Below are 21157 nucleotides of genomic sequence, written 5' to 3'. Positions count from 1 at the left end.
TTTCGGTAGATCGTCAGATATAGATGATCACCTTTGCCATGCTCCTTCAGAGAATCCGCATGCAAACTTTTTTTATCGCGCCCACCGATTTTGGTGTGGGTCTGACCTCCATCAGCCTCGGGCTGGTACGCACCCTTGAGCGGGCCGGGCTCAAGGTCGGTTTTTTCAAACCGATTGCCCAGCCGCATCCGGGCGACACGGGCCCGGAACGTTCCACCGAACTGGTGGCGCGTACCCACGGCTTGAAACCGCCCCAGCCCCTGGGCCTGGCCCATGTCGAGCGCATGCTCGGCGACGGCCAGCTCGATGAGTTACTCGAAGAAATCATCACCCTTTATCAGCAGGCTGCCATCGGCAAGGACGTGCTGATCGTCGAAGGCATGGTGCCGACCCGCAGCGCCAGTTATGCCGCGCGGGTCAACCTGCACCTGGCCAAGAGCCTCGACGCCGAGGTGATCCTGGTCTCGGCACCGGAAAACGAAGTGCTGACCGAGCTCTCCGGTCGCGTCGAGTTGCAGGCGCAGTTGTTCGGCGGCCCGAAAGACCCGAAAGTCCTCGGTGTGATCCTCAACAAGGTCAAGACCGAAGAAAGCATGGAGGCCTTCGCCACGCGCCTGAAAGAGCATTCGCCGTTGCTGCGCAGTGGTGATTTCCGCTTGCTCGGCTGCATTCCGTTCCAGCCGGAACTGAACGCCCCGCGCACCCGCGACGTCGCCGACCTGATGGGCGCGCAAGTGCTCAACGCCGGTGATTACGAAACCCGGCGCATGACCAAGATCATCATTTGCGCCCGCACCATGCGTAACACCGTGGAGTTGCTCAAGCCCGGCGTGCTGGTGGTGACCCCCGGCGACCGCGACGACATCATCCTCGCCGTCAGCCTCGCGGCCTTGAACGGCGTGCCGCTCGCCGGCCTGCTGCTGACCAGCGACACCCTGCCCGACCCACGCATCATGGACCTGTGCCGTGGCGCCCTGCAGGCTGGTTTGCCGGTGCTGTCGGTGAGTACCGGCTCCTACGACACCGCCAATCTGCTCAATGGCCTGAACAAGGAAATCCCCATCGATGACCGCGAGCGCGCCGAAATCATCACCGATTTCATCGCCGGCCATCTCGATGCCAACTGGCTGCACCAGCGCTGCGGTACGCCACGGGAAATGCGCCTGTCGCCAGCGGTTTTCCGCTATCAATTGATCCAGCGCGCCCAGGCGGCCAACAAGCGCATCGTACTGCCCGAAGGCAGCGAGCCGCTGACCGTGCAGGCCGCCGCGATCTGCCAGGCCCGTGGCATCGCTCGCTGTGTGTTGCTGGCCAAGCCCGAGGACGTGCAGGCCGTCGCCCGTGCCCAGGGCATCGAGTTGCCACCGGGCCTGGAAATCATTGATCCGGACTCGATCCGCGAACGCTATGTCGAGCCGATGGTCGCGCTGCGCAAAAGCAAAAGCCTCAATGCGCCAATGGCCGAGCAACAACTGGAAGACACCGTTGTGATCGGCACCATGATGCTGGCCCTGGATGAAGTCGACGGCCTCGTATCGGGCGTGATCAACACCACCGCCAACACCATCCGCCCGGCCCTGCAGCTGATTAAAACCGCGCCAGGCTGCACCTTGGTGTCGTCGGTGTTCTTCATGCTGTTTCCGGAAGAGGTGCTGGTCTACGGCGACTGCGTGATGAACCCGCACCCGAGCGCCAGTGAACTGGCCGAGATCGCCCTGCAAAGCGCTGATTCGGCCGCCGCGTTCGGCATCACGCCACGGGTGGCGATGATCAGCTACTCCAGCGGCGAGTCGGCCAGCGGCGAAGAAGTCGAGAAGGTCCGCGAGGCAACCCTGCTCGCCCACGAACAACAGCACTCGCTGCTGATCGACGGCCCCTTGCAGTACGACGCCGCCGCCAACGAAAGCGTGGCCCGGCAACTGGCGCCGAACAGTCAGGTGGCCGGTCGTGCCACGGTGTACGTATTCCCCGACCTCAACACCGGCAATACCACGCACAAGGCCGTACAGCGCAGCGCCGACTGCGTCAGCCTCGGGCCGATGCTGCAAGGCCTGCGCAAACCGGTGAACGATTTGCCGCGCGGCGCGCAGGTCGATGACATCGTCTACACCATCGCCCTGACCGCGATTCAAGCCGCCAACCGACCTATGGATGTGTAAATGCTGGATTTCTTACCTGCTGCGCTGCGGGGCGTGATCGCCTCGCTGCTGTTGGCATTGAACACGATTCTGCTCTGCTCGTTCCTGTTCTGCGTGGCACTCGTCAAAGTATTGCCGTTCGCCCTCACCCAGCGCCTCGCGGGCTGGCTGATGAGCCATACCCACGAAGCCTGGATCAGCATCAACAAAGGCTGGATGAACCTGGTGCGCCGCACACGCTGGCACATCAGCGGCCTGCAAGGCCTCGACTATCAGCATTCGTACCTGATCACCAGCAACCACCAGAGCTGGGTCGACATCCTGGTGCTGCAATACGTGCTAAACCGGCGCATTCAGCCGCTGAAGTTCTTTCTCAAGCAGGAGTTGATCTGGGTTCCGGTGATCGGTCTGGCCTGGTGGGCGCTGGGCTTTCCGTTCATGAAGCGTTACTCCAAGGCCTATCTGGAAAAGCACCCGGAGAAGAAAGGCAAGGACCTGGAAACCACCCGCAAGACCTGTGCGAAATTCCGCGACAACCCGGTGGGCATTTTCAACTTCGTCGAAGGCACGCGCTTCACCGAGGGCAAGCACAAGCAACAGCAGTCACCCTTCAAGTACCTGCTCAAGGCCAAGGCCGGCGGCATTGCCTTTGTGCTGGATGCGATGGGTGAGCAGCTTGAATCCCTGGTCAACGTGACCATCCACTACCCCGCCGGGCGCCCGGGTTTCTGGGATTTGCTGTGCGGGAACGTTGCGGATGTGGTGGTGCACTTTGAGGAGCTGAAGATCCCGCCGCAGTTCATCGGCAAGAACTACGACCAGGACGGTGAATACCGCCTGCAGTTTCAGGGCTGGATCAATCAGTTGTGGCAGGACAAGGATGCGTTGCTGGACCAGATGCACCACGAATTCCCAGGCAAACACTAATCCCCTGTGGGAGCGAGCTTGCTCGCGATTGCGGACTGACATTCAACATTGATGTCGACTGATCCGCCGCTATCGCGAGCAAGCTCGCTCCCACAGGTTTAGTGTTTGTTTTGACTGATTACCAGACACAAAAAAACCCGCCGATGATCACTCATCGACGGGTTTCTTTTTACCGGCCAGCGCTTAGATCGCGCTACGCTCACGCAGCAGACCCAGCACTTGCTTGACGCCTTCCTCCAGCGACACGGACTGGGTGTCGATCACCAGGTCGGCATCCAGCGGCACATCGTACGGGAAGGACTCGCCCGGGATGTTATCCCCGGCCGCCGCGTACAAACCTTGCGGATCACGCTCGGCGCAGACCGTCGGCGAAGCCTGGACGTAGACCGTCAGCAGACGCTCCTTGCCGATCAGTTCCCGGGCCTGTTCACGCCCTTCGGCACTCGGGGCAACGAACGCAGCGAGGGTCAGCAGACCAGCCTCGTTGAACTGACGCGCCACGTGCGCGGCACGACGCCAGTTCTCTGTACGCCCGGCGCGATCCTGTGGCAGACCTTTGTTGAGGTCGTGACGCAGGTTCTGGCCATCGAGCACGAACACCGCGCGCCCCAGGTCGAACAGCTTGCGTTCAACCGCATACGCCAGGGTGCTTTTGCCCGCGCCCGACAAGCCGCTGAACAACACGGTGGCCGGTTGCTGGCCGAAGCGCTGTGCACGCTCTTCGGTGGCGACGTGGGCCAGTTTGCCGTGGTGCGTGGAGCTGCCGTGAGCTACAGGCTGGGCGACGATCATGCCCGCGCCAACGGTGCCGTTGGTCAAGCGGTCGATGATGATGAAGGCGCCGGTGGTGCGGTTGCTGTCGTAACCGTCGAGGGCAATCGGCGCATCGAGCGCGATCTTGACCTTGCCGATTTCGTTCAGCTGCAACGCACTGGCCGGACCTTCTTCCAGGGTGTTCACGTCGACCTTGTTGACGATGCTGGCGATGGAGCCAGGCACGTAACTGGTGGCGCGTTTGATGTCGTACTTCTTGCCCGGCAGCATCGGCTCTTCAGCCATCCACACCAGCATCGCTTCGAAGCTGTCGGTGACTGGCGGCACGTTGTCGGCATGTACCAACAGGTCGCCACGGGAAATATCGATTTCGTCTTCCATGGTCAGCGTTACAGCCTGACCAGGGCCTGCGTGCTCCAGTTCACCTTCGAAGGTGACGATGGATTTCACGCGGCTGCTCTTGCCCGACGGCAGGACCACGACTTCGTCGCCTTTCTTGACGATGCCGCTGGCCAGGGTGCCGGCGAAGCCACGGAAGTTCAGGTTCGGACGGTTGACGTACTGAACCGGGAAACGCAAGTCGGTGAAGTTGCGATCGCCCGCCACTTCCACGGTCTCGAGGATCTCCATCAGCGACTGGCCGGTGTACCACGGCGAGCGCTCGGACTTGTTCACCACGTTGTCGCCCTTCAGCGCAGACATCGGCACGAAGTGCATGCTGGTGGGCTTGAGCTTCAAGCCTTCGGCGAACTGCAGGTAGTCGGCCTTGATCGACTCGAACACACCCTGGTCGAAGTCCTTGAGGTCCATCTTGTTGATGGCCACGACTATGTGCTTGATGCCCAGCAACGAGGCGATGAAGCTGTGGCGACGGGTCTGGGTCTGCACGCCGTAACGGGCGTCGACCAGGATGATCGCCAGGTCACAGGTAGAGGCACCGGTGGCCATGTTGCGGGTGTACTGCTCATGGCCAGGGGTGTCGGCGATGATGAATTTGCGCTTGGCGGTGGAGAAGTAGCGGTACGCGACATCGATGGTGATGCCTTGTTCACGCTCGGCCTGCAGGCCGTCGACCAGCAGCGCCAGGTCGATGTCTTCGCCGGTGGTGCCGACTTTTTTCGAATCGCGGGTAATGGCTTCCAGGTGATCTTCGTAGATCATCTTGGAGTCGTGCAGCAGGCGCCCGATCAGGGTGCTCTTGCCGTCGTCGACGTTACCGCAGGTCAGAAAGCGCAGCAGCTCTTTACGTTCGTGCTGGCCCAGGTAGGCGAGGATGTCCTCGCTGATCAAATCAGATGCGTGCGACATGACAACCCCTTAGAAATAACCCTGACGTTTTTTGTCTTCCATCGAGCCTGCGCCATCGTGGTCGATGACACGGCCCTGGCGCTCGGAAGTTCGCGTCAGGAGCATTTCCTGAATGATGTCCGTGAGGCTTTCGGCCTCGGACTCCACCGCGCCCGTCAACGGGTAGCAACCAAGGGTACGGAAACGCACTTTCTTTTTGACGATGCGCGCTTTGTCTTCGTCGCTCAGGTGCTCGAGGATGCGCTCGTCGTCGATCATGATCAGCGTGCCGTTCTTCTCGATGACTTCACGCTCGGCGGCGAAATACAGCGGAACGATCGGGATGCCTTCAAGGTAGATGTACTGCCAGATGTCCAGCTCGGTCCAGTTCGACAGCGGGAAGACGCGGATCGACTCGCCCTTGTTGACCTTGCCGTTGTAGACGTTCCACAGCTCGGGGCGCTGGTTTTTCGGATCCCAGCGGTGCTTGCTGTCGCGGAACGAGTACACGCGCTCTTTGGCGCGGGATTTCTCTTCATCGCGACGGGCGCCGCCAAATGCTGCGTCGAAACCATACTTGTCGAGTGCCTGCTTGAGGCCCTCGGTCTTCATGATGTCGGTGTGCTTGGCGCTGCCGTGGGTGAACGGGTTGATGTCCTGCGCCACGCCGTCCGGGTTGACGTGGGTGATCAGGTCGAGGCCCAGCTCGGCGACCATCTTGTCGCGGAAGCTGTACATCTCCTTGAATTTCCAGCGAGTGTCGACGTGCATCACCGGAAACGGCAGCTTGCCCGGGAAGAACGCCTTGCGTGCCAGATGCAGCATCACGGCGGAGTCTTTACCGATGGAGTACAGCATCACCGGGTTATCGAACTCGGCGGCCACCTCGCGGATGATGTGGATGCTTTCCGCCTCCAGCTGTTTCAGATGCGTCAGTTTGTCGACCATGGCTACTCACGAAAACTTTCTTATGAACGGCCACCGGGCCGTGTTCGAGCGGGGATCCTAGCACAGCGACCCCTTCTAATCAGGACGCCAACTAGATCGAAAGAGCATATGAATATGCCTGCCCGTTTGGGCAGAACGGCGCTCTGTAGGAGCGAGCCTGCTCGCGATGGTCGTCAACGATAACGCTGGGAGTCTGACACCCCGCGGTGTTCTCGGGTACATCGCGAGCAAGGCTCGCTCCTACAGGGATAGCGTTTCGTCAGATCGGATTCGGGCAATCGATGAAGATGTGCTCCAGCGCAAACCGGCGGGCCAGATAATCCCCCAGCGCCTGAACGCCGTAGCGCTCGGTCGCATGGTGACCGGCGGCGATGAAGCTGATGTCGTTTTCCCTGGCGCTGTGGAAGGTTTGCTCGGAAGCCTCGCCGCTGAGGTACAGATCGACACCCGCCAGAATGGCTTGATCGATGTAACCCTGGCCACCACCGGTGCACCAGCCGACGCGGCGTACCATGGCGCTGCCTTCGATCAACAGCGGCTCACGCCCCATCACTTCCTGGACGCGGCGGGCGAAATCCCGGGGCATCATTGGCTCGTTCAGCGAGCCGACCAGGCCGACAATCTTCAGGTTGTCCGGATCCAGCGGTCCTTCGACGGTGATGTCGAGCTGTCGCGCGAGCTGCGCGTTATTGCCGACGTCCGGGTGCAGGTCCAGCGGCAGGTGATAGGACAACAGGCTGATATCGTGCTTGAGCAGGGTCTTCAAGCGGCGCTGCTTCATGCCGGTGATGCACGGGTTTTCACCTTTCCAGAAGTAGCCATGATGCACCAGCACCAGGTCTGCGTTGGCCTCCACGGCCGCATCGAGCAAGGCCTGGCTGGCGGTGACCCCACTGACAATGCGCATCACTTGTGGCCGCCCCTCGACCTGCAGGCCGTTGGGGCAATAATCGGCGATTTTGGCGCTGTTGAGGTAGCGGTCGGCTTCTTCGACCAGGGTGCTCAGGGCGACGGCCATAAAAGACTCCTAAATATCCCGTTCAGAGGCGCGTGCGGCCTCGTATAATGCGCGTCATTATGAGCGGTCTCAGACCGCCTGCAACTCTCTCAGGAACTGCTTAATGCTCAAGGCGCTGCGTTTTTCCGGCTGGCCGCTGTTGGCCGGCGTGCTTGTCGCTCTTTTGATAATCCAGCGTTACCCGCAATGGGTCGGGCTCCCGAGCCTCGACGTCAATCTGCAACAGGCGCCGCAAACCACCAGCATGCAGCAGGGTCCGGTGTCTTATGCCGAAGCGGTATCCACTGCCGCGCCATCGGTGGTGAACCTGTACACCACCAAAGTCATCAACAAACCCAACCATCCGCTGTTCGAAGATCCGCAGTTTCGTCGCTTCTTCGGCGATAACTCGCCCAAGCAGAAACGCATGGAGTCGAGCCTCGGTTCCGGCGTGATCATGAGCCCGGAAGGCTACATCCTGACCAACAACCACGTGACCAGCGGTGCCGACCAGATCGTGGTGGCGCTCAAGGACGGCCGGGAAACCCTGGCGCGAGTGATCGGCAGCGACCCGGAGACTGACCTCGCGGTTCTGAAAATCGACTTGAAAAACTTGCCGGCGATCACCGTGGGGCGTTCCGACAACATCCGCATCGGCGATGTCGCGCTGGCCATCGGCAACCCGTTCGGCGTCGGCCAGACCGTAACCATGGGCATCATCAGCGCCACCGGGCGCAATCAATTGGGCCTGAACAACTACGAAGACTTCATCCAGACCGATGCGGCGATCAACCCGGGCAACTCTGGCGGTGCGCTGGTGGATGCCATCGGCAACCTGACCGGCATCAACACGGCGATCTTTTCCAAGTCCGGGGGCTCCCAGGGCATTGGGTTCGCAATCCCCGTGAAGCTGGCGATGGAAGTGATGAAGTCGATCATCGAGCACGGCCAGGTGATTCGTGGCTGGCTGGGTATCGAGGTGCAGCCGCTGACCCAGGAACTGGCCGAGTCGTTCGGCTTGTCCGGTCGTCCAGGCATTGTCGTGGCGGGAATTTTCCGCGATGGCCCGGCACAGAAGGCCGGTCTGCAACTGGGTGATGTGATTCTTGCCATCGATGGCGAACCGGCCGGTGATGGCCGTCGCTCGATGAATCAGGTAGCGCGGATCAAGCCGACCGACAAGGTCGCGATCGAGGTGATGCGCAACGGCAAGGAGCTCAAGCTGATGGCTGAAGTCGGCCTGCGTCCGCCGCCGGCTCCGATCAAGGAAAAAGAAGAGGAATAAGCCAGACCCGATCATTTCGGGTCGATGGAAGACATTCTCATTAGTTATGTTATGTTGTTTCAATTCTTGAAATTGGAACAACATAACATGTCGTCTCGAATAAAGGCCTCGGTGGCAAGTCTTGCCCTCGGGCTGTTGGGAGAACCGGCCTTCGCCGAAGAACCCCAAGCGTTGGAACTGGATGCCATCAGCGTCACTTCCGACTACGAATCCCCTACCGGGCCTGTCGCTGGCTACCGCGCCACCCGTTCCGCCAGCGCGACCAAAACCGACACCGCCATTCGCGACATCCCGCAATCGATCAGCGTGGTCCCCATCAGCGTGCTCAACGATCTGGGCAGCACCAGCGTTGAGCGCGCGCTGGACTTTGCCGGCGGCGTTTCGAAGCAGAACAACTTCGGTGGCCTGACGCTATACGAATACAGCGTACGCGGCTTCACCACGTCGGAGTTCTACAAGGACGGCTTCAGCGCCAACCGTGGCTACCCAAGCACGCCGGATGTGGCGAACATCGAGCGCATCGAGGTGCTCAAAGGCCCCGCCGCCAGTTTGTATGGCCGAGGTGATCCGGGCGGCACAGTCAACATCGTCACCAAGAAACCTCAGCCCGAAGCCTTCGCGACCCTGAACACCAGCGCGGGCAGCTGGGATCGTTATCGCACGGCGCTGGACGTCAACACGCCACTGGATGACCAAGGCAACGTGCTGTCGCGGGTCAACCTGGCCATAGAGGACAACCACAGCTTCCGCGATCACGTCGACAGCCAGCGCGTATTTGTCGCGCCCTCCTTCAGCTGGCAACTGAACCAGGACACGAGCCTGTTGGTGGAAAGCGAATTCGTTCGCCACAGCTCGACCTTCGATCGCGGCATCGTCGCCCCCAACAACACCTGGAGCGGCGTCTCCCGTTCGACCTTCCTCGGCGAACCCGATGATGGAGACATCGACAACCACAACAACATGCTGCAGGCCGCCCTCGAACATCAGCTCGGCGACAGCTGGAAACTGCGCCTGGCCAGCCATTACAAGGAAGGCAAACTCTGGGGTTTCGCGTCAGAAGCGCGCCCGCTGAATGCCGACGGCCGTACCGTCAACCGCCGCTATCGCGAGCGTGACAACGATTGGCACGACAGCATTACCCAACTCGAACTGCGCGGCTTTTTCGACACCGGCAGTTTGCAGCACGAACTGTTGATCGGCAGCGAATACGAGAACTACCGCAAGAACGAACGGGTGACGACCATTGCCGGCAGCCCCTACGCCATCGACATCTACCAACCGGTCTATGGCCAGCCAAAACCCAACGGCGCGCGCTCTGGCACGGATTTCTTCGAACACGTCGAAAGCCATGCACTGAACCTGCAGGACCAGATCATCTTCACCGATAAGCTGCGGGGCATGCTCGGTGTGCGCTTCGAACATTTCGAGCAACACATCGACGATCACACCCGTGGCGCTACCAGCACTCAGAGCCACGACGCGCTGACCCAACGGGCTGGCTTGCTTTATCAACTGACACCTGAAGTCGGCCTGTTCGCCAACGCCTCGACCTCGTTCAAGCCGAACAATGGCCTGGACGCGGCCGGTAAATCCTTCGACCCGGAAGAAGGCATCGGCTACGAAATCGGGATCAAGAGCGAGCTGTTCGATGACCGTTTGAGCAGCACCCTCGCCGCTTTCCATATCGAGAAAGAAAACGTCCTCGCCCTCGACCCGGGTACAGACACCAGCCGCGCCATGGGAAAGGCACGCAGTCAGGGCATCGATCTGCAAGTCACCGGACATGTCAGCGACGCTGTTCGCGTGATTGGCGCCTTCGCCTACATCGACGCTGAAGTCACTGAGGGCGACAAGGTCATTCCCGCCGGCAGCCGCATTCTCGGCGTGGCCAAACGCAGTGGCAGCCTGTTGGGTGTTTATGAGTTCCAGGACGGTCGACTGCGCGGCTCGGACCTTGGCGCCGCGTTCACTTATGTCGGCGATCGCTCGGGCGAAGCTGGCAGCGACTTTGAGTTACCCGCGTATCACACCGTCGACCTGCTGGCCCATTACAAGACCAGCGACAACATCACGGTGGGCCTGAACCTGAACAACATTTTCGACGAAAAGTATTTCGAGCGCTCCTACAGCAACTACTGGGTCAACCCCGGCGAGCCGCGCAATTTCACCGTCAGCCTGACACTCACTCTGTAAAAGGACGTCCCCATGCACCCACTCAAACCCCTGGCACTGCTCGGCTTGCTGTTTGCCACCGAGGTCTCGGCCCACGGCCTGTGGACCGAACAACGTCGTGGAAACATCGAGGTCATTTACGGGCACGGCGCCGAAGACAACACCTTCAAGGCACAGAAAATCAGCGGTGCCTGGGCCTATGACGTCAATGGAAAAATGATTCCGGTGACGGTGCAGCGCCTGCCTGATCACGCGCGCCTGCAACCGCTTAAACCACCCGCCGTGATGGCGGTGGCGCTCGACAATGGGATGTGGTCGCAGACCGCCGACAAGAAATGGATCAACGAAGGACGCAGCAAAGTGCCGGGAGCGATCGAGGCGACGCAGACGTTCAAGTACAGCCTGGCGATCTATCAGCCGGGTGCAAAGCTGCCCAAGCTGGATCAAATGAAATTGCTGATTCTGCCTGAGGTCGATCCGCTGACCGTAGGGCCGGGCCAGTCGCTGCCAGTCCAAGTGTTACTGGATGGCAAACCCGCTGCGGGCGTGAAGCTGGTGGGGGACTATCGCAACGCACCGAATACCTTGAGCACCGAAACCGATGCAAACGGCCGGGCGCAGGTGCTGGTGCGCAATGAAGGCTTGAACGTGATTTCGGCGCAGGTGGAAGTGCCGGTGAAGGACAGCATTGATGTGAATAGTCGCGGGCTGTTCAGTTCACTGACGTTCCTGGGCGAGCCGCATCACGAATAAGTCAAAGCGACACTAAACACTGTGGGAGCGAGCTTGCTCCGGGCGGCGTTCCGACGATGTCGGTGTGACATTCAACAAAATATTGAATGTTATGGCCTCATCGCGAGCAAGCTCGCTCCCACAGGTTCGGGGGATGGTTTAGAGATCGCCTAAACCGTCGATCAGCGCCTGATTCTGCTCCGGCGTGCCGATGGAGATCCGCAGGAACTGGGCAATCCGCTCCTGCTTGAAGTGCCGAACGATCACGCCTTGCTCGCGCAGCTTCGCCGCAAGCCCCGCCGCATCGTGCCGGGGGTGACGGGCAAAAATGAAGTTCGCCGCCGATGGCAGCACTTCAAAACCCTTCTCCTCCAGCTGTGCAACGACCTTCTCGCGATTCTCGATCACCAACCGGCAGGTCTTGTCGAAATACTCGCGATCCTCGAACGCGGCGGCAGCGCCGACATTCGCCATGCGATCCAGCGGATAGGAGTTGAAGCTATTCTTGATCCGCTCCAGCGCCTCGATCAGGTCCGGATGGCCCACCGCCAATCCAACCCGCAGGCCCGCCAGGGAACGGGACTTGGACAGGGTCTGGGTCACCAGCAGGTTCGGATAACGGTCCACCAGGGTGATTGCCGTCTCGCCACCGAAGTCGATGTAGGCCTCGTCGACCACCACCACCGAATCCGGGCTTGCCTTGAGAATCTGCTCCACCGCTTCCAGCGCCAACAGGCAGCCGGTCGGTGCGTTCGGGTTGGGGAAGATGATCCCGCCGTTCGGCCTGGCATAGTCCGCCGGGTTGATCTGGAACTGCTCGTCCAGCGGCACCGCGTCGAACTTGATGCCGTACAAACCGCAGTAGACCGGGTAGAAGCTGTAGCTGATGTCCGGGAACAACAGCGGCTGATCGTGCTGCAGCAAACCGTGGAAGATGTGCGCCAGCACTTCATCGGAACCGTTGCCGAGGAACACTTGATTACTTTGCACACCGTAGTACCTGGCGACCGCGTTCTTCAGCAGATCGCTGTTCGGGTCCGGGTACAGACGCAGGTTGTCGTTCAGTTCGGTTTGCATCGCGGACAAGGCTTTGGGCGATGGACCGTACGGATTTTCATTGGTGTTGAGCTTCACCAGTTTTGCCAGCTTCGGCTGCTCGCCCGGGACGTAAGGCACCAGATTCTTGACGAACGGGCTCCAGAATTTACTCATGTTCAGTTCCCCTGCCCTTGTGGAAAGTCTTCGTCGACGATGCGGTACTCGGCGCTACGCGCGTGGGCGGTCAGCGATTCGCCACGGGCCAGCACGGAAGCGGTTTTGCCCAACTCGGAAGCGCCCTGCTCGGAACAGAAGATGATCGACGAGCGTTTCTGGAAGTCGTACACACCCAGCGGCGAGGAGAAACGCGCGGTGCCGGAGGTCGGCAGCACGTGGTTGGGACCTGCGCAGTAGTCGCCCAAGGCTTCAGAGGTGTGGCGCCCCATGAAGATCGCGCCGGCGTGGCGGATCTGCGGCAGCCAGGCTTGTGGATCGGCAACGGACAATTCGAGGTGCTCCGGCGCGATGCGGTTGGCCACTTCGATGGCTTGCTCCATGTCGCGCACCTTGATCAGTGCACCACGGCCATTGATCGAGGTTTCGATGATCGCGGCGCGCTCCATGGTCGGCATCAGCTTGGCGATGCTGGCGGCGACCTTGTCGAGGAATTCGGCGTCTGGGCTGACCAGAATCGCCTGGGCGTCTTCGTCGTGCTCGGCCTGGGAGAACAGGTCCATGGCGATCCAGTCCGGATCGGTCTGGCCGTCGCACACCACCAGGATCTCGGAGGGACCGGCGATCATGTCGATTCCGACCTGGCCAAACACGTGGCGCTTGGCGGTGGCGACATAGATGTTGCCCGGGCCGACCACTTTATCGACCTTCGGCACGCTTTCGGTGCCGTAAGCCAATGCGGCAACGGCTTGAGCGCCACCGATGGTGAACACACGGTCGACGCCGGCGATGCAGGCAGCGGCCAGCACCAGTTCATTGATTTCACCGCGCGGGGTCGGTACGACCATGACCACTTCGGTGACGCCGGCGACCTTGGCCGGAATCGCGTTCATCAACACCGACGACGGGTACGACGCCTTGCCACCGGGTACGTACAGGCCGGCACGGTCCAGCGGCGTGACTTTCTGGCCCAGCACGGTGCCGTCGGCCTCGGTGTAGCTCCAGGAGTCCTGCTTCTGTTTTTCGTGGTAGCTGCGTACACGGGCGGCAGCGACTTCCAGCGCTTCGCGTTGGGCCACGGTAATGCGCGTCAGTGCCAATTCCAGACGCTCACGCGGCAGGATCAGGTCGGCCATGGACTTCACGTCCAGGCCGTCGAACTGGCGGGTAAAGTCCACCAGTGCCGCGTCGCCACGCTCACGCACAGCCTTGATGATGTCCAGCACCCGCTGATTGACCGAGTCGTCAGACACACTTTCCCAGCTCAGCAGATGATCCAGATGATGCGCGAAATCCGGGTCAGCAGCGTTGAGTCGGCGAATTGCAGTCGGTGCGGTCATAGCGAGAGCCTCATAGGAATGGCAAAAACTCAGGCGCCCTAACTTAGCAGTCGTTTCCGCTTGGGCACCTGAGAATTCTGGCTATGAGGCGGATAGACGGGCGCGACTTAACGTCGCGCAGGTGAATCAGCCGCGGTGTCGAGACTCCACTGCCTTGCGCAGGGTGTCGATCAACGCCTGGATACGGGCGTGCTGCATCTTCATCGAAGCTTTGTTGACGATCAGCCGGGAGCTGATGGCAGCAATGAAATCCTGTGGCTCCAGACCGTTGGCCCGCAGCGTGTTACCAGTGTCGACCACGTCGATGATCTTGTCCGCCAGGCCGATCAGCGGCGCCAGCTCCATCGAACCGTAGAGCTTGATGATGTCGACCTGACGGCCCTGTTCGGCGTAGTAGCGCTTGGCAACGTTGACGAACTTGGTGGCGATACGCAGGCGGCCCTTGGGCTCGACCGCGCCGACCTTGCCGGCGGTCATCAGCTTGCACTGGGCAATTTGCAGGTCCAGCGGCTCATACAGGCCCTGGCCGCCGTATTCCATCAGCACATCTTTACCGGCGACACCGAGGTCGGCGGCACCATGCTCGACGTAAGTTGGCACATCGGTGGCACGCACGATCAGCAGGCGTACATCTTCCTGGGTCGTGGGAATGATCAGCTTGCGGCTCTTGTCCGGATTCTCGGTCGGCACGATGCCCGCTTCAGCCAGAAGCGGCAGGGTGTCGTCAAGGATGCGGCCCTTGGACAGTGCGATGGTCAACATGGGAAACGTCAGTCCTTATCAAGGTACTCATGCCCGGTCGCAAATGGCGCCGGACACACATCGAGCCGAAAACGGCTCGACTTCAACAAATCAACGGGCATGTCCTTATGCCCATACAGCAGGGACTAGCCCGGAACGCGACGGATCTTGGCGCCCAGCATCTGCAGTTTTTCTTCGATGCACTCGTAGCCACGGTCTATGTGGTAGATGCGGTCGATCAGCGTGTCGCCTTCGGCGATCAGGGCCGAGATCACCAGGCTGGCCGAAGCACGCAGGTCGGTCGCCATCACTGGCGCGCCCTTGAGCTTTTCGGTGCCGGTGACGATGGCGGTGTTGCCTTCGACCTGGATCTTGGCGCCCATGCGGTGCAGCTCGTAGACGTGCATGAAGCGGTTTTCGAAGATCGTCTCGATCACAGCGCCGGTGCCTTCGGCAATGGCGTTGAGGGAGATGAACTGCGCCTGCATGTCGGTCGGGAACGCCGGGTACGGAGCGGTCCGCACGTTGACGGCTTTCGGACGCTTACCGTGCATGTTCAGCTCGATCCAGTCTTCGCCACAAGTGATTTCGGCACCGGACTCACGGAGTTTTTCCAGAACGGCTTCGAGGATGGTCGGATCCGTATCCTTGACCTTCACACGACCACCGGTCACCGCCGCCGCCACCAGATAGGTGCCGGTTTCGATGCGGTCAGGCATTACTTTATAAGTGGTGGTGTGCAGACGCTCGACGCCATCGATGGTGATGGTATCGGTACCGGCGCCGGAAACCTTGGCGCCCATGGCGTTCAGGAAGTTCGCCAGGTCGACCACTTCAGGCTCGCGAGCGGCGTTTTGCAGGACGCTACGGCCCTTGGCCAAGGCCGCGGCCATCATGATGTTTTCGGTACCGGTCACACTGACGGTATCGAAGAAGAAGTGCGCACCGCGCAGGCCACCTTCAGGCGCCTTGGCCTTGATGTAGCCGCCTTCGACGTCGATGACGGCGCCCATGGCTTCCAGGCCACGGATGTGCAGGTCAACCGGACGCGAACCGATGGCGCAACCGCCAGGCAAGGCGACTTCGGCTTCACCGAAACGAGCAACCATAGGACCGAGCACCAGAATCGACGCACGCATGGTTTTAACCAGTTCGTAAGGTGCGACCAGGGTCTTGATGGTGCGCGGGTCGATTTCGACGGCCAGCTTCTCGTCGATCACAGGTTCGATACCCATGCGCCCGAACAGCTCGATCATGGTGGTGATGTCGTGCAGGTGCGGCAGGTTGGCCACAGTCACCGGGCCATCGCACAGCAGGGTAGCCGCCAGGATCGGCAGGGCAGAGTTCTTTGCCCCGGAGATGCGGATCTCGCCGTCAAGACGAGCACCGCCAGTAATAATCAATTTATCCATAAGAATCTCGACGCCCTTGGGCTCAGGTGCGCTCGGCCCAGGCCGCGCTGCTGAAAAATTTCATAGTGACCGCATGGATGCTGCCATCGGTGATCCATGGGTTCAAATGGGCATAGACCTGCTGCTGACGCTTGACCGGGCTCAACGCCGCCAGTTCATCGCTAATCACGTTCAGCTGGAAATTGCAGCCTTCGCCCTCGACTTCTACTTTCGTTCCGGGCAGCTTTCCTTCAAGAAAGCTCTTAACTTCGTTGGCCTGCATGCTCAACCTCAATCGGCGCCCTGTGCGCGCGGGTCGGACATCATACAAAAAAGCCCCGCGCCTGCGAACCCCGCCAAGCAGGACTCAGACGGGGGGCTTATTCATAGATGCGGGTTAGGGATGCGCCAACAGCTCGGTCAGCTCGCTGACCTGAGCGATTTCACGCATGTCTTCCGGCATCCCACGGATGCTCAGGGCCTTGCCGGCCTCCTGCGCATCACGGATAAAGCACAGCAGCAACGACAAACCGACACTGCTGGACTTGGTTACCGCCGAGCAATCGACCACCAGCGCTGCAGCGTTGCTGGCTTTGATCAGCGCCTTGCCCTGCTCGCGCAGGCCAGGGCCGGTGCGGTAATCCAGCACGCCACTGAGTCGCAGCTCGCCCGCTTCGTCCATCTGGACTGCCGACTCACTCATTGGGCTGACTGCTCTGGTTTCTTGTCGGTGGCTTCCTTGGCCTTGGCGACTTCCCCGGCCCAACCATTGATGGTCTTGTCCAGGTCGTTGCCATTGCGCTGCATCGCGTCGGCGAACTGATCGCGGAACAGCTTGCCGATATTGATGCCATTGATGATGACGTTACGCAGTTTCCACTCGCCGTTGATCTTTTCCAGCGTGTAGGACACTGGATAGATCGCGCCGCTGCTGCCTTTGACAGTCATGCCTACACTGGTACGGTCGCCCGACTCGTCTTTGGCCGGTTCAACGGTGATGCCCTGGTTGTTGTACTCCAGCAAGGCATTGCCATAGAACTGGAACAGACCCTTCTTGAAGTTTTCTTCGAAGGTCTTCATCTGTGCAGGCGTAGCTTTACGCGAGTACTTGACCGTCATGATGCTCTTGGAAATACCCTCGGCATCCACGACCGGCCCGACGATGGTGTTCAGCGCCGCATAAAAGTCTTGCGGATCCTGCTTGTACTTCTCTTTGTTTGCCGCCAGGTCCGCGAGCATACGGTTGGTTGTGTCCTGCACCAGATCGTGCGCCGAAGTCGCCGCTACGGCGTGGGACACCAACGGAAACACCGCGAGCATTACCAACAGGCCACGTCGCAAGATAGAGATCATTTAACAGTTCCTCATTTAGCTTCTTTGCTAACGGTATTGAGCAGGAATTTACCGATCAGGTCTTCGAGCACCAGCGATGACTGCGTGTCATGGATGGTTCCACCATCCTTGAGCAGGGTGTCTTCCCCGCCCACGCTGATACCGATGTACTTCTCGCCCAACAGGCCAGCAGTCAGGATAGATGCAGTGGAGTCCGCCGGCAGATTATCGATGCGTTTTTCCAGCTGCATGGTCACCCGACCGGTGAAACTGTCGCGATCCAGATCGATGGCCGTGACCTTACCGATGGTCACACCGGCCATGGTCACCTTTGCTCTGACCGTCAAACCGGCGATATTGTCGAAGTAGGCGTAAAGTTTATACGTGTCGGTGCTCGGAGTCGGGGACAGGCCACTGACCCGCAACGCCAACAAGAGCAAAGCCAGGATGCCAGCCAGCAAGAAAAGGCCGACACCGATTTCCAGGGTGCGGTTTTGCATCAGAAATCTCCAAACATCAAGGCGGTCAGAATAAAGTCCAGGCCGAGTACTGCCAACGAGGCATATACAACGGTCTTGGTAGTGGCACGACTGATCCCCTCGGAAGTGGGTTCGCAGTCATAGCCTTGGAATACGGCGATCCAGGTCACGACAAAGGCAAAGACGATACTTTTGATGATCCCGTTGAGCACATCGTCGGCGAACGTCACGCTGTTCTGCATGTTCGACCAGTAGGAGCCCTCATAGACCCCCAGCCAGTCGACCGCTACCCACGAGCCGCCCCAGATACCCACCACGCTGAAAATCATCGCCAGCACCGGCAGGGAAATGAAACCGGCCCACAGGCGTGGCGCGATGATGTACTTGAGCGGGTCGACCCCGATCATTTCCAGGCTGGACAACTGCTCGGTGGACTTCATGTTGCCGATTTCGGCAGTCAACGCCGAACCTGCGCGCCCGGCGAACAGCAAGGCGGTCACCACCGGCCCCAGTTCACGCAGCAGCGTCAGCGCCACCATCTGCCCGACAGCCTGCTCCGAACCATAGCTGGAAAGAATGTTGAAGCCCTGCAGCGCCAGCACCATGCCGATGAACACCCCGGAGACCACGATGATCACCAGGGACATCACGCCCACCGAATGCAACTGCTTGACCAGCAGCCCGAAGCCGCCACCGATACCGCCCCGGCCGAGCAAGGCATGGAACAGGAACAGGCTCGAACGCCCGAACACCGCCAGCACATCGATGCCGGCCTGGCCGAAGCGGCGAACGCGCTCCATCAATGAAATTCTGCGCATCAGCGCTTCCCCAGAAGATCTGCGCGGTAATCCGTCGCTGGAAAGTGGTACGGAACCGGGCCATCGGGTTCGCCGGTCATGAACTGACGAATGCGCGGTTCATCCGAATTCATCAACTCGTCAGGCGTCCCCTGCCCCAACACCTGACCATCGCCCACCACATAAATGTAGTCGGCAATGCTCGCGGTCTCGGCCAGGTCGTGGGATACCACGATGCTGGTGATGCCCAGCGCATCGTTGAGCAACCGGATGAGGCGCACCAGAACGCCCATTGCGATGGGGTCCTGGCCGACAAAGGGCTCGTCGTACATGAGGATCTGCGGGTCGAGCGCAATCGCCCGGGCCAGCGCAACACGGCGTTTCATGCCGCCGGAAAGCTCGTCGGGCATCAGTTCGATAGCACCGCGCAAGCCCACGGCCTGCAATTTGAGCAGGACAATGTCGCGGATCATTTCATCCGGCAGTTGTGTATGAACACGCAACGGAAAAGCGACGTTCTCGAAGACATCGAGGTCGGTAAACAGTGCGCCGCTCTGAAACAGCACGCCCATGTGCTTGCGCGCGTCGAACAGGTCGCTGCGCGACAGTTTTGGCAGGTTCTGACCGTTGACCCAGACTTCGCCCTTGGTGGGCCGCAACTGGGCGCCCATCAGACGCAAGAGCGTGGTCTTGCCACACCCGGAAGGCCCCATGATGCCGGTGACCTTGCCGCGCGGGATACGGATATCGACATTATTGAAAATGCTGCGCGCACCGCGCTTGAAGGACAGTCCCTTCAGCTCGACCGCGTAGGCGTTATCGGCACTCATCTAAACTCCTTGCGATGCAGCCTCTCACTCGGACGCCTGGCTTTCTGACAAAAGCACATACCTCCCGGGCAGGCCGAACTGGCGGCGAACTATATCACTGCAACGGCTGCGCGCCCAAGGCCAAAGCCAGGTCATGTTCAACTGCACGACAGGTTGAAGGCCCCGTTTAGAGGGTTTCCGGCAACAAGGATGGCAATGCGCGACGAACTAGCGTGAGGGATTCGATCATAACCGTTATAATCGCCGCCTTTTCATCAGGCTATACGATTTCTGACATGAGCCAATCCAGCGACCTGATTCAATCTGCACAACGCACCATCCGCCTCGAGGTAGAAGCCGTGCAAGGCCTGCTACCCCATATCGACGCAGATTTCGTACGCGCTTGCGAGATGATTCTGGCCAGCAAAGGCCGCGTAGTCGTGGTCGGCATGGGCAAGTCGGGACACATCGGCAACAAGATTGCCGCGACCTTGGCCAGCACCGGCACCACGGCGTTTTTTGTGCACCCGGCTGAAGCCAGCCACGGTGACATGGGCATGATTACCCGCGACGACATCATTCTGGCGCTCTCGAATTCCGGCTCCACCAATGAAATCGTGACCCTGCTGCCACTGATCAAGCGCCTGGGCATTCAGTTGATCAGCGTGACCGGCAAGCCTGACTCGCCGCTAGCCAAGGCCGCCGAGGTCAACCTGAATGTTCACGTCGAGCACGAAGCCTGTCCGTTGAACCTGGCCCCCACCTCGTCGACCACCGCCGCCCTGGTCATGGGCGATGCCTTGGCAGTCGCGCTGCTGGAAGCCCGTGGCTTTACCGCGGAAGACTTCGCCTTTTCCCATCCCGGCGGCGCCCTGGGCCGACGCCTGCTGCTGAAAGTGGAAAATGTAATGCACGCCGGGCAAGAGTTACCGCAAGTACAGCGCGGCACCCTGCTGAAGGACGCACTAATGGAAATGACCCGCAAAGGCCTGGGCATGACCGTGATCCTGGAAGCCGACGGAAAGCTGGCCGGGATCTTTACTGACGGTGACTTGCGTCGCACGCTGGACCGTAGCATCGACATCCATAGCGCTACCATCGAACAGGTCATGACAGCACACGGCAAGACTGCCCGCGCCGAGATGCTCGCCGCCGAAGCGCTGAAAATCATGGAAGACCATAAAATCAACGCGCTGGTCGTAGTCGACAGTGAAGACCGCCCGGTTGGCGCCTTGAACATGCACGACTTGCTGCGTGCAGGAGTAATGTAATGAGTGCGGACCTGCTGCAACGCGGCAAACAGATCAAGCTGGCGGTGTTCGATGTCGATGGCGTGCTGACCGATGGGCGCCTGTACTTCCTCGAAGACGGCAGCGAGTTCAAGACGTTCAACACCCTCGACGGCCAGGGCATCAAGATGCTGATGGCCGCCGGCGTGCAGACCGCCATCATCAGTGGCCGCAAGACCCCGGTGGTCGAGCGGCGGGCCAAAAACCTCGGTATCCCGCACCTCTATCAGGGTCGCGAGGATAAACTGGTGGTACTCGACGAACTGCTGGCCCAACTCAACCTGAGCTATGAACAGGTGGCCTACCTCGGCGACGACCTGCCGGACCTGCCGGTGATTCGCCGCGTCGGCCTGGGCATGGCGGTGGCCAATGCCGCCAGCTTCGTGCGTGAACACGCCCACGGCATCACCCTCGCCCGTGGCGGCGAAGGTGCCGCTCGCGAATTCTGCGAATTGATCCTGCGCGCCCAGGACCGCCTCGACGCGGCCAATGCGGCGTACCTGTGAG

Annotated in this window: 20 protein-coding genes; 7 read left to right on the top strand and 13 right to left on the bottom strand. The window is 60.3% G+C overall.

Annotated elements, in window-relative coordinates:
- The first annotated feature begins 59 nt into the window (after nt 1-59).
- Together pta and yihG are read left to right on the top strand one after the other, a co-directional pair.
- Nucleotides 60-2159 carry a phosphate acetyltransferase gene (gene pta / locus AC1RP7_RS22880; RefSeq protein ID WP_090453103.1) on the top strand — a complete coding sequence of 700 codons (2100 nt, stop codon included), beginning with the start codon at nt 60-62 and terminating at the stop codon, nt 2157-2159.
- On the top strand, nt 2160-3065 hold the full coding sequence (gene yihG / locus AC1RP7_RS22875; protein ID WP_349733689.1) for a 1-acylglycerol-3-phosphate O-acyltransferase, YihG family: 906 nt from the start codon (nt 2160-2162) through the stop codon (nt 3063-3065). It begins immediately after the preceding gene.
- Between the two features lie 183 nt (nt 3066-3248).
- Here yihG and cysN read toward each other — a convergent pair whose 3' ends face one another.
- The 3 genes from cysN to AC1RP7_RS22860 all read right to left on the bottom strand — a co-directional run bounded on the left by cysN (nt 3249) and on the right by AC1RP7_RS22860 (nt 7092).
- Nucleotides 3249-5147, bottom strand: a complete 1899-nt coding sequence (gene cysN, locus AC1RP7_RS22870; protein ID WP_493182895.1) for a sulfate adenylyltransferase subunit CysN — start codon at nt 5145-5147, stop codon at nt 3249-3251.
- Nucleotides 5148-5156: 9 nt separating this feature from the next.
- Entirely contained in the window at nt 5157-6074 is a 918-nt protein-coding gene (gene cysD, locus AC1RP7_RS22865) for a sulfate adenylyltransferase subunit CysD (RefSeq protein WP_008046199.1), read from the bottom strand.
- A gap of 259 nt (nt 6075-6333) precedes the next feature.
- The gene (locus AC1RP7_RS22860) at nt 6334-7092 is read right to left on the bottom strand and encodes a Nif3-like dinuclear metal center hexameric protein (RefSeq protein ID WP_057716409.1); all 759 of its coding nucleotides are present in this window, start codon (nt 7090-7092) and stop codon (nt 6334-6336) included.
- Nucleotides 7093-7195: 103 nt separating this feature from the next.
- On the opposite strand from AC1RP7_RS22860, the gene algW reads away from it, so the two are divergent.
- From algW to AC1RP7_RS22845, 3 genes are all read left to right on the top strand, one after another.
- Nucleotides 7196-8356 (top strand): Do family serine endopeptidase AlgW, encoded by a 1161-nt coding sequence (gene algW / locus AC1RP7_RS22855; protein WP_057716410.1) that lies wholly within the window; start codon nt 7196-7198, stop codon nt 8354-8356.
- 87 nt (nt 8357-8443) lie between these two features.
- Nucleotides 8444-10549, top strand: a complete 2106-nt coding sequence (locus AC1RP7_RS22850) for a TonB-dependent siderophore receptor (RefSeq protein ID WP_218494928.1) — start codon at nt 8444-8446, stop codon at nt 10547-10549.
- A gap of 12 nt (nt 10550-10561) precedes the next feature.
- On the top strand, nt 10562-11281 hold the full coding sequence (locus tag AC1RP7_RS22845; RefSeq protein ID WP_218494927.1) for a DUF4198 domain-containing protein: 720 nt from the start codon (nt 10562-10564) through the stop codon (nt 11279-11281).
- A 138-nt stretch (nt 11282-11419) separates the two neighbouring features.
- Here the strand turns inward: AC1RP7_RS22845 and hisC are convergent, their stop codons facing one another.
- The 10 genes from hisC to AC1RP7_RS22795 form a co-directional block, all read right to left on the bottom strand.
- On the bottom strand, nt 11420-12472 hold the full coding sequence (hisC, locus tag AC1RP7_RS22840) for a histidinol-phosphate transaminase (RefSeq protein ID WP_218494926.1): 1053 nt from the start codon (nt 12470-12472) through the stop codon (nt 11420-11422).
- A 2-nt stretch (nt 12473-12474) separates the two neighbouring features.
- Nucleotides 12475-13812, bottom strand: a complete 1338-nt coding sequence (hisD, locus tag AC1RP7_RS22835; RefSeq protein ID WP_057716412.1) for a histidinol dehydrogenase — start codon at nt 13810-13812, stop codon at nt 12475-12477.
- A 126-nt stretch (nt 13813-13938) separates the two neighbouring features.
- Complete coding sequence (hisG, locus tag AC1RP7_RS22830; RefSeq protein ID WP_008018703.1) at nt 13939-14574, bottom strand: ATP phosphoribosyltransferase; 636 nt, start codon at nt 14572-14574, stop codon at nt 13939-13941.
- 125 nt (nt 14575-14699) lie between these two features.
- Nucleotides 14700-15965 (bottom strand): UDP-N-acetylglucosamine 1-carboxyvinyltransferase, encoded by a 1266-nt coding sequence (gene murA, locus AC1RP7_RS22825; protein WP_056728381.1) that lies wholly within the window; start codon nt 15963-15965, stop codon nt 14700-14702.
- Between the two features lie 22 nt (nt 15966-15987).
- The gene (locus tag AC1RP7_RS22820; RefSeq protein ID WP_020796650.1) at nt 15988-16227 is read right to left on the bottom strand and encodes a BolA family protein; all 240 of its coding nucleotides are present in this window, start codon (nt 16225-16227) and stop codon (nt 15988-15990) included.
- A 114-nt stretch (nt 16228-16341) separates the two neighbouring features.
- Nucleotides 16342-16647, bottom strand: coding sequence for an STAS domain-containing protein (locus AC1RP7_RS22815; protein WP_090453094.1), 306 nt, complete (start codon nt 16645-16647; stop codon nt 16342-16344).
- Complete coding sequence (locus tag AC1RP7_RS22810) at nt 16644-17297, bottom strand: MlaC/ttg2D family ABC transporter substrate-binding protein (protein ID WP_057716414.1); 654 nt, start codon at nt 17295-17297, stop codon at nt 16644-16646. Before AC1RP7_RS22810 ends, AC1RP7_RS22815 begins: the two co-directional genes overlap by 4 nt.
- 11 nt (nt 17298-17308) lie before the next feature.
- Nucleotides 17309-17776: an outer membrane lipid asymmetry maintenance protein MlaD gene (gene mlaD, locus AC1RP7_RS22805; RefSeq protein ID WP_007970271.1), complete on the bottom strand. Its 468-nt coding sequence runs from the start codon at nt 17774-17776 to the stop codon at nt 17309-17311.
- Nucleotides 17776-18573, bottom strand: a complete 798-nt coding sequence (gene mlaE, locus AC1RP7_RS22800) for a lipid asymmetry maintenance ABC transporter permease subunit MlaE (protein WP_057716415.1) — start codon at nt 18571-18573, stop codon at nt 17776-17778. The genes mlaD and mlaE overlap by 1 nt, the downstream gene beginning before the upstream one ends.
- The gene (locus tag AC1RP7_RS22795) at nt 18573-19382 is read right to left on the bottom strand and encodes an ATP-binding cassette domain-containing protein (RefSeq protein WP_007986707.1); all 810 of its coding nucleotides are present in this window, start codon (nt 19380-19382) and stop codon (nt 18573-18575) included. Before AC1RP7_RS22795 ends, mlaE begins: the two co-directional genes overlap by 1 nt.
- A gap of 275 nt (nt 19383-19657) precedes the next feature.
- Here AC1RP7_RS22795 and AC1RP7_RS22790 point away from each other — a divergent pair, with 275 nt between their 5' ends.
- Nucleotides 19658-20632, top strand: coding sequence for a KpsF/GutQ family sugar-phosphate isomerase (locus AC1RP7_RS22790; protein ID WP_218494925.1), 975 nt, complete (start codon nt 19658-19660; stop codon nt 20630-20632).
- Nucleotides 20632-21156: a KdsC family phosphatase gene (locus AC1RP7_RS22785; RefSeq protein WP_008018712.1), complete on the top strand. Its 525-nt coding sequence runs from the start codon at nt 20632-20634 to the stop codon at nt 21154-21156. The genes AC1RP7_RS22790 and AC1RP7_RS22785 overlap by 1 nt, the downstream gene beginning before the upstream one ends.
- The last annotated feature ends 1 nt before the right edge of the window (nt 21157 follow it).

The sequence above is a fragment of the Pseudomonas sp. GW822-FHT01E03 genome (assembly GCF_058802985.1).
Note: the sequence above shows the minus strand (reverse complement) of the source record. Positions and strands in the feature narration are given on the sequence as shown.